The sequence below is a fragment of the Streptomyces sp. NPDC046122 genome (assembly GCF_056429965.1).
Genome location: NZ_JBWKLQ010000029.1, coordinates 1 through 13,031 on the forward strand (window position 1 = coordinate 1; position 13,031 = coordinate 13,031).

The window sequence follows — 13,031 nt, forward strand, 5'->3', positions numbered from 1 at the left end:
ATCGACGGATGCCTCACCTCGACCGGCCTCACACTCACGACCCCACGCCTACAACCTCAGTAGCCGCGCTGGATCTTGTACGTCCACCCGCGGGGGACGGGGCTCCCTTCGTCCATTCGCAAGGCTTCGTACGCGTCGCACACCAGCCGGAAGGCGGCCTCCTCGGCAGTTACAAGATCAATCCTGAAAGGACCAGCCACGTACACGGGCTGGCGCTCGTCCCCGATGATGTTCCATTCAAGCCGGTGGTTGAACTGCTCGGACAGCCCGTCGTCGGGCTGCCGGTTCTGCCGCCGCACGCGCCGCTGCTGCAGGTCTCCGATGCCCATCGTGTACTCGTCAAAGTGCTCGATCACGTCCCGGGCCTTCTTGCCGCCCGGCACCGCCCTATCGAAGTCGGCGAGCGCTTCGTCCAGCAGCTTCCTGGCCGGTACGGTCTTCAGATGCGTACAGACCATCGTGACGCCGCGGATCACGTGCCGTAGCGCCATCACGGTGTACGGGGCGTCGATCACGGCGCGGTCGGGATCGCCCTCGTTGAGCATCCGGTGCACGTCGAGAGCGACCTTCCGGTGCGCCATCCAAGCCGACGTCTGTCCAATGTTGGCGCCATGCAGCGTCGGCCGCCACGGTGCGTTGGTCTCGCTCATCTTCGGTACCTCTCGCGGTGCTTGGGCAGAACAGGCCAGGTTAAAGGGCGGCACCGACAATCACAGCTGGATCCTCGTGTACGCCTCAGCAGGCGGCCGCGCATCGGTAGTGTTCGCGGCACATCAGCTGCCGGTAGCTCATAATCCTGGCGAGCTGCCAATGCCGCCCACGAGTGCACGACCGCGGAAAAGGAAGAGGGTGTTGCGTACGGCAGGGGCCAACTCAAGCAGCCTCAGAAGTTCGGACCATTCACAGTATGAGTCTGGTCCGACAACCGGGTGCGGCACGCTGGCGCGGGAAACGTGCCAGTTCGGTAGGCCGAGAGCATCTACCGAGAGTCACCCGACAGCGCGCCGGCCGCCTTGCAGTCGCCGAGGCGCACATGGACGCCGGGAAGTACTGCACTCCCGCTGGCGCTGGCGAGGACGTAAAGGACCCGATTCAGGCGGCTCCGTCACCAGCGTCCCCTTGCTGGCGCCAGAGAATGCCCATGTCGTGCCCGTCGACTCGCCCTGCTGACGCAAGGCTGGCCAGGGACGGGCGTGCAACCGGGGGACGTCGAGTCATCCCTGCTCGCGAAGGGCAAAGGCACACTCCAACGCAGAACCTCGAACAGAGTCGAGTCACCCCGCTTGCGCGGTGTCGAGTGGCTGCAGCCGTCGGCGGTGCCCGGGCGGCCCGATCACCCATGCTCGCGCAAGGCCTGGGACTAAGCGGGGCCACACCATGTTTACCGGAGTCTCTCACGCGGGTTCTATGCCTTTTGGAACGGCCGAGGCGCGTCGGTGGGCGAGTCACCCCTGCTACCGCAGGGCTTGCATCACTGGGCAGCGCGGCGTGGAGGCGGTGTGTGCGTCACCTTCGCTTGCGCGGTGTGCAGGCACACCTGGAGCGGTGGGACTTCCAGGAAGTCGAGTCACCCCCGCTTGCGCGGGGTTTAGGACGACGAGCCGCTGCCTCACCGCAGAAACCACGAGTCACCCCCGCTTGTGCGGGGTTCCATACGATAGCGCGGGAGATCTGCCAGCGGAGCACCTCCGCTCGCCCGGCGTAACTTTCGCAGGTCGGCTGCGGTGAGCGCGGCTTGTAGGGGCCCTTCTGTTTCGGTAGCAATCTTCGTGCCGCCGTTGGCTCGAGTGGACGATGTAAGTGAGGAGACCGCCACCCAGTCTTGCGTGAGGATCTGCCAGCACAAGGCGGTCAGGTGCCGCAGCCGAAACGCTGGCAATGACGTACGGTGCAGGCCGGTGTAGGCGGTGCAGATCCAGTCGGAGGCCTGGCATGGACTGACGACCTGCGAGGCGGCGTCGTAGAGAAGCGTGCGACTGCTGGGGTGCGGACCACACGGGAGGCCGTGGCATGCGGCTGGTCGGCAGCCAGTTGGATGAAGCCCGCCAGCTTGCAGGACGTAATCACAGAGTGCGCGCACGGCGGCAGGTGTGCGGCGTCGGCCCTTAGCACCAGGCGCAGAGCGTGTCCTTCTAGAACGCCTGTGAGAACACCTTCTGGGCATCTCTGATCCGTTCGCGTTTTCAGCGCCCTCTGCAACTTCACCTGGCCGGCTGCCTGGGCGGCGAGTGCTTCTGCGTCCTGGGACAGGTCGGCTGCCGCGAGTGCGACCACCAGCGCGGCCTGTCCCTGCACCGGCCAGGTATGCATCACCGTGCTGATGATGAGATCGATCAATGCTCCGGCGCGTCGTTTCGTAGCGGAACTGATCGAAAGCTGCCAACGCGCTGTGGCACTGCGCCCATGCAAATCAGAGCAACGCACGGGGGTGTGACCACCGGTCAGCACGAGGGGGCCCAGGACGCACGTACGGACCGGGGCCAACGCCCAATCGTGAGCGAAGGGCTCAGGCACAGTATCTGCCGAGCGCGAGGGGTCGGTTCACACGTCCGCAGGCGCCACAGCACCGAAACGATCACCGGTGGCGTCACCTCCCCCGTGGTCACCGGTGCTCATCCTGGGTCGCCGTGGCGAAGACGGCCGGCTCGCGCTGTGTTGGCCGGTCGGTGCCGGTAAGGTAGGACGCCGCTCGCCAGCTCGCCGACGATCTCCACCCTGCCGCGCGACCTTCCATGGACAGGCGTCCGCCTTTCGACCTGGGGCAGCCAGGAAAGGGGCCTCGGCCTGGATGGGCCGGATCGTCTTGATCCGCTGTGCTGAGCCTTTTGGCGCCGCGTGGCCGACCGACTACCTATGCAAGACCAGAAACGACGGCTGAGCCTGCAGATGCCTCGTCGATCGTCATGACGCCACTGGCGAACGACGCCCTCCCGAAATCGACGTCGCCGCCGGTGAACTCTGCGTCGCTGAAGTCGACGGTGCCACTGGTGAACTCAGCACCACTGAAGTGGATTGCGCTGCCTGCGAACCGGGCGCTGTCGAAGTCGACCAAGCTGCCGACGAACCGGGCATGGCAGAAGAGAACGTCACCTCCGGTGAACGCTACCCCGTTGAAGTGGACATCGCCCCCTTTGAAGCCCGCGCCGTTGAAGTTGAGAGTGCCGTCAGTGACGACTGCCCCTGCGAAACTGACCACACCACCAGAGAACCGTGCGTAGAGGAATTGGACGCTGCCGCCGGAGAACGTCGCCTTCTCAAAGCCGATGCTGCCGCCGATGACTGTCGCGCTACGGAAGTCAACTGTGCCTGCGGTGAACGATGCGTGGTCGAAGTCGACGGTTCCGCTGCAGAAGGTCGCGTCGTTGAAGCTGACGACTCCGCCCGAGAAAGTTGCGCCGCTGAAGCGGACGGTTCCCCCAGAGAAGTTCGCCTTGCTGAAATCGCCCCCGTCGAAGACGACGCCGGTGAAGTCGAAGTCATGACCCTGCCAGGAGTGAGGGTGGTCGGCAGGGTGGCGCAGATGGTTACCGATGAGGCGGATAACGGTGTGCCGGACCTCGCGCAAGGCGAGGTAGACGTGTCGGGCTTCGTCGTCACCGGCGGGGAGGTTCACTGCGGCGTTATAGGGCAGGCGCAGGTACGCGCACAGAACGTCGATGCAGGTCTGGCGAAGGTCCTGAGTGGGGGCGTCGTCGGCGAGGCCGGCGAGCGCGTGGACGCCGCCGAGACGCACGGCGGGGGAGTCCTCGCCGAGCTGTGAGACGGCTGTGGTGAAGCGCTCGGTGTGCAGGCGCGTGGCATCGCGCAGGGCACCGTCCTCGTCGACACGCTGACGCCGGTAGGCCACAACCAGCGCCACGAGCGCGCCAGCACCGGCGACCACGCCGAAGGACAGCTTCACGAGGTCGAACAGCGTCTTGGAGTCGATCTTCGTTTGAGTCTTCATGCCCCTCGCGCCCAGCAGGTCCCAACCTGTCCAGAACACCCCCGCCGCGACGGCTATCGCAGCGAGGAACGTAGCCGGCAGGACGATGCCGATGTGCAACAAACGTAGACCGCGACGCTGCATGCGGTGGCCTGGGAGACGAGGACTCATGCCTGTCATGACTGCTCAGCATGCCTCGTGGTTGCGCCGTACAGGCAGCGTCCTGAGTATGGGGGTAGCAGGCGCGCTGCCCATGCTCCGGAGGCGTACCAAGCTCTAGCGACCGGAGGGTATGGCGGCACCCACCGGCGCTGAGGGTTGGAACATCGCTCGGATCATCGTGCTCGTCGAGTCACCCTCGCTAGTGCAAGGGACAGATCACAGAGGGCAGTTGGCGGCCATCAGGGTGGTGCCACCCCCGCTTGCGCGGGGTTCAGGCCTTCATTCCGCTCTTGGACCGGTGCGTCAGCGAACCACCCCCGCTGCGCGGGGTTCAGACGCAGCCGCTCCTGCATCTCGGCGTGGATGGCGAGCCACCCCCGCTTGCGCGGGGTTCAGGCTTTGTGACCTGGTCTATTAGGAACGCTTTGCGATTCCTTGACTGTGGGCGGGCGCCTCATAGGTAGGGACTTTCAGACGGTAGCGCGAAAGATTTGCTAGCGGTGCACCTTCCCTCGCCCGTGTGTACTCTTCCCGCACGCAGAGCCAGCGATGATGCCGTGGCCCGGGATCCGAGGACATGAAGACACCCGCCGGCGAAGGCAGCTTCGACCAACATTGCTCAGATCATCGTGCTCGTCGAATCACCCTCGCTAGAGCAAGGACCGGATCACGAAGGCAGTTGTTGACCGCCAGGGGGAGTCACCTCCGCTTGCGCGGGGTCCAGGGCCCGGCCTGGCACGTAACCTGGCAGCGATGCGAGTCACCCCTGCTTGCGCGGGGTCGAGCGCGGTGACACCAGCATCCAGATGGCGATCATGGAGTCATCCCCGCTGGCGCGGGGTAGAGGCTTCAGGGAGCCAAGGGGCAGCCATCGCTGATGGAGTCACCGCTGCTTTGAGCGGGGCCGTAGCTGGCGTCGGTAAGCCGCGGCGATATCGAGTCGTCCCTGCTTGCGCAGGGCTGGACGGAGATGATCGTAGTCGACCGGGGAAAGATCGTGTCACCCCTGCTCCGGCAAGGCTTGCATCGTCGGCAGCGCATGTGAGCGATTGAGTCACTCCAGCCTGCGTGGGGCAGAGGTCGGCCGGCTGCGGACCTCGCGCAGCGGGGCGCTGCATTGGGGGCCAACGAGCCGTCCTGTACAGGATGTCGCAGTACTGGAATGGCGGCACGCTGATGACTGGCGTCCCTCCCGCTGACGCGGGAACGAGCGGCATTCCTATGCCGGTCGCTGTGGAACACGTCGAGTCACCCCGCCGGAGGGGCAGGCTTCACTGAGCCAGGACGGGAGTAACGTTGCTTGGCGGTCTCCCTGCTTGCGCAGGACTTGGCACGACGAGCAACCGGATTCCCAACTCTACTGAGGCACACCGGCTCGCGCGGGGCTCTTCTGCAATTTCACCCGCGTGGGGTTGAGTGAGTTCGTGTCACTCGAGGGGCCTCGGGGCTGGGCACGGCACGTGCAGCTGCGCTCCGGCATTCCAGATCCCGAAAGCCTCTATGAAGCCCAGTCGTGGGAGTCCGCCAGCCGGCGTCACCCCGCTACCCACCATGCGGCCAGCAGGCCGCTTGCTAGCGTCATCAGCATCTCAGGAACCCTCCCGCCGCAGCACGACTACCGACTTGGGGCCCAGGCGCGAGCTGCTTCATGACCATTAATTGGTCTCTGGAGCAGAGTCCACTGTGCCGAGGCGGTGTGAGCGAACGCCGCCTCGGAGTGTGCGGGTTGTGGGCTGGTGTCGAAACGTGAGTTCATCACTGATCGCGGTAGGTCAGCACGATGCGTGCTGCGGTGGCTTTGTCTTTTTCGTCGGTAAGAGTGAACAAGCTCATCAGCATGTCGGCTGCGGCGATGTGGCCCAGCTGTTCGACCAGGGCGCGGTAGTACTGGGCGAGCGCGGCTTGTAGAGGTCCTTCGGTATCGGTGGCGGTCTTCGCGCCGGCGTGCAGGCCCGAGAGGATGAACGGAAGTGAGGGGACCGACACCCAGCTTTGCGTGAGGATCTGCCAGCACAAGGCGGTCAGGTTCCGCAGCCGAAACGCCGGCAATGACGCGCGGTGCAGGCCGGTGTAGGCGGCGCAGATCCAGTCGGAGGCCTCTTGCGGCATGGAGCTGACGACTTGGGAAGCGGCGTTGCAGACGAACCCGGAGACTGCTTGAGGGTCGGACCAAACGGCGGGCCGTGTCAGGGCAGCGGCAACGGCTCGTGCCTTCCAGCCGTCTGCCTGGGCCGCGGCCCCGTACAGCTCTGTAGAGAAGGGGATGTCCACGAAGTAGTGGCGCAGCAGTTCGGCCTTGATGACCAGCCCTTCGTTGGTCGCCAGTTGCCCGGCGCTGTCGCAGGCATCGATGAGGGTGAGGGTCCCGAAGGTGGCTACGCCCTCTGACCGTGCCAAGGCACGCATGACCCGGTCATCGCACCACAAAGCAAGTCCGTGTTCCTTGGCATAATCGAGACCTGTCAGCCAGTGCGTGCCGCGACGGCCCTCTGGCAAGCGGGGAAGGCTGCGCAGCTCTGGACGAGAGACCCGGGCAGTGGCGTGAAGAATGTCGACCAGGCGCAGGGCGGTGGTGCGCCGCGCGGCCATGTCGGCCGGGCTGGAGACGAAGGGGGTGGCGCTGGCGGTGCGTTCGTCCCAGCCGAGTGTCATGTCCGACTGCAGTGCCAGAGAATCCTTCGCTTGCAGTGCGTCTGCCAGAAGCTGGTCGGTGGTGATGACTGCCTGGAGGTGGCCGATGAGCTGCTCACTGACGCGTGCGTCCAGCAGCGAGAGAGTGACGGCGGCTGTGGTGTCGAGAACTGCCCGCCCGCGGCGTGCAGTCTGCACCGCTTGGGACTCCGCCGGGGCCTGCGAAGGGTCGGCCGCGAAAACGACTCCGGCGGCCCGAAGGATGCAGGACTCGGCGTAGGTCCGACTCGTGACCCTGGTGAGCACACCCAGAGGCAGTTCTGCCTGGCTGATCTTGCTTAGGGCCTCCTTCGTGCTCTCGTGTGCGCGGCGCAGATCATCAGCGATGTTGGCCAGCGGATCACCCTCAGTACCCACTTCGACGGCCCGCAGGATGGAACTGTCGGGGAAGCGTTCCACGTAACTGGTCGTGGCGTCGCGTAGTTGCTCAGCCTCCTGATCCGACAAGCCCTGAGCGGGGCTTGCGGCGCGCATATGCAGTGCCCCCAGAAACAAACCGAGGAGCTCCTCGTCCTCCGGCCAGCGCTGCATCAGACTCAGGGCATGGCCAATGAAGTGCGCATCCGTCGACGATTGCGCACCCAGGCCTACCCACAGAAGGGCTTCATCGCGGCTGCGGGGCTCCAGCGGTGAGCCCAGCTCCGTCAGGGCATGCCAAGCCTGCTCTCGCAGGGCTCGCGTGGCGTAGCACTTGACCAGGGCCCAGCGGGCGTCGCGGTCCTGGGGGTCGAGGGTCAGGAGGCTCACGGCCGCGTCCGTGGCGCGGTCCATGTGGCCGCTGGCCGACTCGGCCTCAACGATCACGGCATACATGGCACCCTGCCCAGCCCAGTTGGGGCCTGCCCATTGCAGTGTGGTGTCTGCGCAGTTCCGTGCTTGCGCATACTCGCGGGCCTCGTGGAAGCATTTGGCGGCCATGGCCATCAAACGGAAGTCGCGCCAGTGTTCGGCCCCGCCCTGCAAAGTTTCGGCGGCTAGGGTGATGTCACCGCGGCGGTGATAGCGGTGGGCGAGCTTGAGCGCGATCAACGGGCTCTTGGTGAAGTTGGCGCGCAGCACCGCCAGCTCGTCGCCGGAGCTTTCTTGCACTGCGCGGGCGAGCAGCTCCAGCTCTGCGACGACCTCGGGGTACTCGGTCTTCAGATGCGCAAGGTCCGGCAGATCCGCTCCCGCTTCGGCCAGCCCTATGGCTGCCGCCAGCTGTTCCTGTTCGGATTGCGCCGCGTTCCACACCTGCTGCCACGAGGCTTGCACTCGCGGGTTTTCGCTTTCGCCCTCCGAGCGGTACTCCTCGATCACCGCCATCACCTGGGCTCGGACGAACTCGTTCGTCACCCCCTCCAGCAGATGTTCGGCTTCCCGGCCCCGGCCTGAGAGCGCCGCGACTAGGGCGGTCTGGTCCCGCAGCCTCGTGTCGGCAGCCTCATGGGGCAACGCCTCTCCGTCCGGCGGCGGCTGCGTCAGGCTCCATGCCTTGGGAAGGTCCTGGCACAGCACGGCCGCCTGCACCGCCACGAGCGTCGCGGCCACGCTGTCCCCGTGCCATGCACGGCGACTGTTTCTGGCCCGCACGGACACGGCAAGCGCCTCCTGCGCGTCTGCCAGCCTGTTCCGGGTGGGGCCATGAGTGGCGCGCTGGAGCAGCACTCGGGCCATGGCCAGGGCAACTCCAGGGAACCTTCCGTCCTCTGCCGCAGTCCGTAGTTCGGTCAGTGCCTTGTCGACCTGACCGGTATTCATGTACGCATCGGCTTGCAACTGGACCTTGATGGCCTGACCCATCGCGTGGGGAGCCTGCCACCGAGCCAGAAGCTCGATGCACCTGGCCCAGTCCCGGTCCAGGTAAGCGCGGAGCGCATCCAGAACAGGCGAGGAGATGTCATCGTACGCAGCGAGGTAGTCCCGCGTTTCCTGCTCTTCGCCGGAGCCCACCTGCAGCGCCGCGAGCGCCACCAGGAAGTCACGGGGGTAACCGCCCTCCTGGATGCAGCGCTCGAGGAATGCATGTGCAGCTCGCCGCGCATCGTATTCGGCAGCGAGCTGGCCCAGCCACTCGAACGCCTGAGGCGGTGCGCTGTGCAACCACGCCGGTTCTTGGTCAGCCCACTGCTGCACCACGGATCCACGGGAGGTGACCTCCCCGGCCAAGAGTCCGACCGCTGTCTCCACGGCCGGCCACACCGGCACCAGGCGCCGCGCCTCCTGCGCTGACCAAGGATTCAGAGTGCGCAGGACCATCTCGAAGTCCGTGCGCGCATCCATGCGCCCAAGGACCACATCCTGTAGATCCCCCACCGCAGCGCGGGTTCTGGCTCCGTCCTCCAGGGTGACCTGCCGCCCCCACCCGCTGGTCAAGACCGCTGCCTCCGCCGGCGGGCCCGAACCGACGTACTCCTCCATCACAATCTGCAGGACCCGAAGCGAGTCTGCCCGGCGCTGCTCGTCATCGGAGCCGGGGACCAAGTACGCCAAACGCTGAGCCGCCTGACTGAGGGACTGCTCGGTGCACTGCCGCAGCTGTTCCTTCGTGTCTGCCCGAGACAACCAGATGCGCAGCGACTTCTTCGTAATCGGCAGCCCCGCAACCGCAGCTCTCTTGGCGGCAGCACGCGCCACCCGTCGCACACGGGTGATCTTCAGAAAGCCGCCAACAGCGAACCGACTGGCCACAGGCCCCGCCCACTTAGCCAGTACCGCTGGTGAAACCGGGTCCACGCGTCCTCCTACGGCATGCCGGACGACCCCTCGCGGGCCGCACGAGCACCGTTCGGCAGCCTATTGCCGGGCACTGACAGTCCACGACTGTCAGCTTCAGTCCTAGGCATTCTCAGGCAACTCGTGGTCGCGGGCCCCGGGGGAGGACCTGCCCATGGCGCAGTCAGAGACATCGCGTGATCTTGGCAGTTGCTGCCGGCTGTCCGCCAACGAGCGGCTTCGCGTCGGTAGTGAACGCCATGCCGTCGACTTGAGAGTCACCGCCGAGTACGTTTCAAACGAAGGTTCGAATCCGAAGTTGTGGGCAGTTCCAGCTAGGGACGGATACCGGCATGTTCGCCCCGGCACTGCTGCGGTGCGGGCATCGTTAAGCAGCGCACCGTGCCCACAGCAGGCGGCTCGGCGGCACAGGCGAGAGCAGGGGGAGGATTCCGGTGAGCGACCGCAGCGCCATTGAGTGGACCGAGGCGACGTGGAACCCCACGACCGGATGCGACCGCGTCTCGGCCGGCTGCGACAATTGCTACGCGTTGACGCTGGCCAAGCGGTTGAAGGCCATGGGATCGGCCAAGTACCAGAACGACGGGGACCCCCGCACCTCGGGGCCGGGCTTCGGTCTGAGTGTGCACCCCGACGCTCTGACGGTGCCGCTGGGCTGGCGCGCTCCGCGTACCGTCTTCGTGAACTCCATGAGCGATCTCTTTCACGCCCGCGTCCCCCTGGATTATGTGCGGCAAGTGTTCGATGTCATCGCCCGGACACCGCAGCACACCTATCAGGTGCTGACGAAGCGGGCCCGGCGCCTGCGGCAGGTCGCGGACCGGCTGGACTGGCCGGCGAACCTGTGGATGGGCGTCTCCGTGGAGAACGGCAAGGAACTTCCCCGGGTCGATGATCTGCGGCTCGTGCCAGCCGCCGTGCGGTTCTTGTCGTGCGAGCCGCTGCTGGGGCCGCTGGACGGTCTCGACCTGACGGGCATCGACTGGGCGATCGTCGGCGGCGAGTCGGGGCCTGGCGCAAGACCTATGGACCTGGCCTGGGCCACCGACGTGATCGAGCAGTGCCGGCAGGCCGGTACCGCCGCATTCGTCAAGCAACTGGGCTCTTCCTGGGGCAAGGCGCACAAAGACATCGAGCGCTTCCCCACCGACTTGCAGGTGCGCGACTATCCCAGGCGTGCTCACCTCGCAGGCACGGTCACGTCCTGATCGCGACGGGCAGGCTGACCCAGCTCTTGGTAGTGAGCTTGCCCGCCGACTGGACCGTCACGGAGCCGTCCTGACGCATCTGCCGCACCGCTTTCAAAGCATGCTTGGGCATCCAGCGCGCGGTCTCGGTCAGCAACCACTGCCCCACCGTCTCCACAGCCGCAGGCCCCATGGCAAGGCGCTGGGTGACCAGCTCCAGCAGCTCCGGGTCGCTGAGCTCGGCCGCCTGGAACAAGTCGAGCTGCCCGACCGCTTCGGCGCCGCGGGTCCGCGGGTCGCGAAAGCTCTCGCCGTCGCGGTCGTCCACATTCCACATGGCGTCCTTCATAGCAAGAAGGCCCTTGGGGCTACCGGTGCCGAAGACCAGGTACAGGGGCTGGCCCGTGCGGGGAACGAGCTGAAACTGAAGCTGGTAGCCGAACCCGGCCCGCTGCAACGCTCCGCGATAGGTACCGAGCCACGCCCGCCACCGCTCGTCGGGCCGCGCTTCCTCGGCGGCGGGCGTCCAGTAGCTACGTCCGCCGAAGACCGTGTCGAGGATGTCACCGTTCAGCTCCTCGCGGCGACTGAACCAGTTCGGCCCGAATGTCGTGATGACCTCGCTGGAAGGATTGCGGGCGATCCGGCCCATCACCTCGAGCGGCACGTTCACGCTGCCCCAGCTGTCGAATATGCCCAGAATCGGATGGCCCCAGGCGCCGAGCTCTGTCAACAGCCGGATACTGTCCCGCCCGGCCTCCCCCCGCCGCACCTCGACTTTCACCGGCAGGTCTGACAGGGGGCCGAAGTGGGCGGCCAGTTCGGACAGCAGGTGCTCGTGCCGGGCCCGGTCCTTCTCAATGAACACGAGGTGCACGCGCTGGGGACTCAGGTTCATCCGGTCGACGGCGCGATGGTGAAGCAGCCTATCGAGGATGAACACGGGTGAGCCGGGCTCGTCGTCCTCGTACCTGCCGGGGCCGGCGAAGGCGTCAAGGAGCGTCACCCTGGGGCGAGAGTAGCCGGTGCGCTGCGCGGTCTGCAGCAGGATTGGCCACCATGCGTCCAGATACCGTTGATAGAGCCGGTGCTTGGCTGCTGTTGCCGGCTCCAGCTTCCACAGCACACCCATGACGCCACCCCGTTCCCCTCGCCCCGCCAATGGCGTGATTGTCCGATAACGCGTTGTGCTGCGGAAGGGCGCGTACACACGCCGCGCCCCGTCCCTGGATCGCCGAGGCTGCCGTGATCATGTGCCGCCGCCCGATACCGACGGGATCGGCGGGTCAATGATGAAGGGAACGGACGGCGTCATGGCGGGACGGGCACCGTCCTTGCTTGCGCAGGCATGTCCAGAACAGGCTGAGGGCTCAGGCGAACGAGCGTTGATGCACCCTTAGAACTCCTAACGAAATGATCTTCGAGGTGGTTGGATCGCTCCGGGAACGTTGATCCGGGGGTGCGGGATGGCTCGGCCGAAGCCGTGGGATGTCGATGACGAGCTGTGGGCGGTGGTCGAGCCGCTGCTGCCCAAGGTGGAGCGTCGGGCTCGTCATCCGGGGCGCAAAGCGGCACCCGGACCGGTTGGTCTTCCAGGGCACCTGTTCGTGCTGCACACCGGGATCTCCTGGGAGCACCTGCCTCAGGAACTCGGCTTCGGCTCGGGCATGACCTGCTGGTGCCGCCTGGCCGAATGGACCGAGGCCGGAGTGTGGCCCCGGCTCCACGAGGTCCTGCTCGCCAAGCTCCGCGGCGCCAACGTCCTGGACTTCTCCCGGGCAGTGGTCGACGGCTCCCACATCCGGGCGTTAAAAGGGGCGCGAAGACGGGACGAAGCCCTGTTGACCGGGGCAGAACCGGCAGCAAACACCACCTGATCACCGACGCCACCGGCATCCCGCTCGCCGCCGCACTCACCGGCGGCAACCGCAACGACGTCACCCAGCTGATCCCACTCCTCCAGGCCGTGCCGCCCGTGCGAGGCAAACGCGGCCGGCCCCGCCGCCGCCCCGACGTCGTGCTCGGCGACCGCGGCTACGACCACGACACGTACCGCCGCCTGGTCCGGGGGCTCGGCGTGAAGCCGCTGATCGCCCGCCGCCGCACCGAACACGGCTCCGGCCTAGGCACCCAACGCTGGTTCGTGGAACGTGCGTTCGCCCACCTGCACTGGTTCCGCCGCCTACGGATCCGCTGGGAGATACGCGACGACATCCACGAAGCCTTCCTCACCCTCGGATGTGCACTCATCTGCTGGCGACGCCTGAAGTCATTCCGATAGGAGTTCTTACTGAGGTTGTAGGCGTGGGGTCGTGAGTGTGAGGCCGGTCGAGGTGAGGCATCCGTCGATG

General features: G+C 66.2%; 6 protein-coding genes. 2 read left to right on the forward strand and 4 right to left on the reverse strand.

Annotation, left to right across the window (positions count from 1 at the left end):
• Positions 1-56 precede the first annotated feature (56 nt).
• The 3 genes from AC07FK_RS33555 to AC07FK_RS33565 all read right to left on the reverse strand — a co-directional run bounded on the left by AC07FK_RS33555 (position 57) and on the right by AC07FK_RS33565 (position 9,493).
• Positions 57-650: a hypothetical protein gene (locus tag AC07FK_RS33555; RefSeq protein WP_479108690.1), complete on the reverse strand. Its 594-nt coding sequence runs from the start codon at positions 648-650 to the stop codon at positions 57-59.
• A gap of 2,201 nt (positions 651-2,851) precedes the next feature.
• On the reverse strand, positions 2,852-4,069 hold the full coding sequence (locus AC07FK_RS33560) for a pentapeptide repeat-containing protein (protein ID WP_479108691.1): 1,218 nt from the start codon (positions 4,067-4,069) through the stop codon (positions 2,852-2,854).
• Between the two features lie 1,773 nt (positions 4,070-5,842).
• Entirely contained in the window at positions 5,843-9,493 is a 3,651-nt protein-coding gene (locus AC07FK_RS33565) for a PIN domain-containing protein (RefSeq protein WP_479108692.1), read from the reverse strand.
• 434 nt (positions 9,494-9,927) lie between these two features.
• On the opposite strand from AC07FK_RS33565, the gene AC07FK_RS33570 reads away from it, so the two are divergent.
• On the forward strand, positions 9,928-10,701 hold the full coding sequence (locus tag AC07FK_RS33570) for a DUF5131 family protein (RefSeq protein WP_479108693.1): 774 nt from the start codon (positions 9,928-9,930) through the stop codon (positions 10,699-10,701).
• Here AC07FK_RS33570 and AC07FK_RS33575 read toward each other — a convergent pair.
• Positions 10,691-11,812, reverse strand: coding sequence for a three-Cys-motif partner protein TcmP (locus AC07FK_RS33575; protein ID WP_479108694.1), 1,122 nt, complete (start codon positions 11,810-11,812; stop codon positions 10,691-10,693). The two genes, AC07FK_RS33570 and AC07FK_RS33575, sit on opposite strands and share 11 nt — an antisense overlap.
• Before the next feature lie 334 nt (positions 11,813-12,146).
• Between AC07FK_RS33575 and AC07FK_RS33580 the strand changes: the two genes are divergently transcribed.
• Positions 12,147-12,961, forward strand: a protein-coding gene (locus AC07FK_RS33580) for an IS5 family transposase (protein ID WP_479108695.1) whose coding sequence is annotated in 2 segments (ribosomal slippage) — positions 12,147-12,489 and positions 12,489-12,961 — 816 coding nt in all. Because the reading frame shifts where the segments join, the coding sequence is not laid out codon by codon here.
• The last annotated feature ends 70 nt before the right edge of the window (positions 12,962-13,031 follow it).

Coding starts and splice junctions, on each gene's coding strand:
- AC07FK_RS33555 (WP_479108690.1), bottom strand. CDS start 650: ATGAGCGAGACCAACGCACCGTGGCGGCCGACGCTGCATGGCGCCAAC.
- AC07FK_RS33560 (WP_479108691.1), bottom strand. CDS start 4,069: ATGCAGCGTCGCGGTCTACGTTTGTTGCACATCGGCATCGTCCTGCCG.
- AC07FK_RS33575 (WP_479108694.1), bottom strand. CDS start 11,812: ATGGGTGTGCTGTGGAAGCTGGAGCCGGCAACAGCAGCCAAGCACCGG.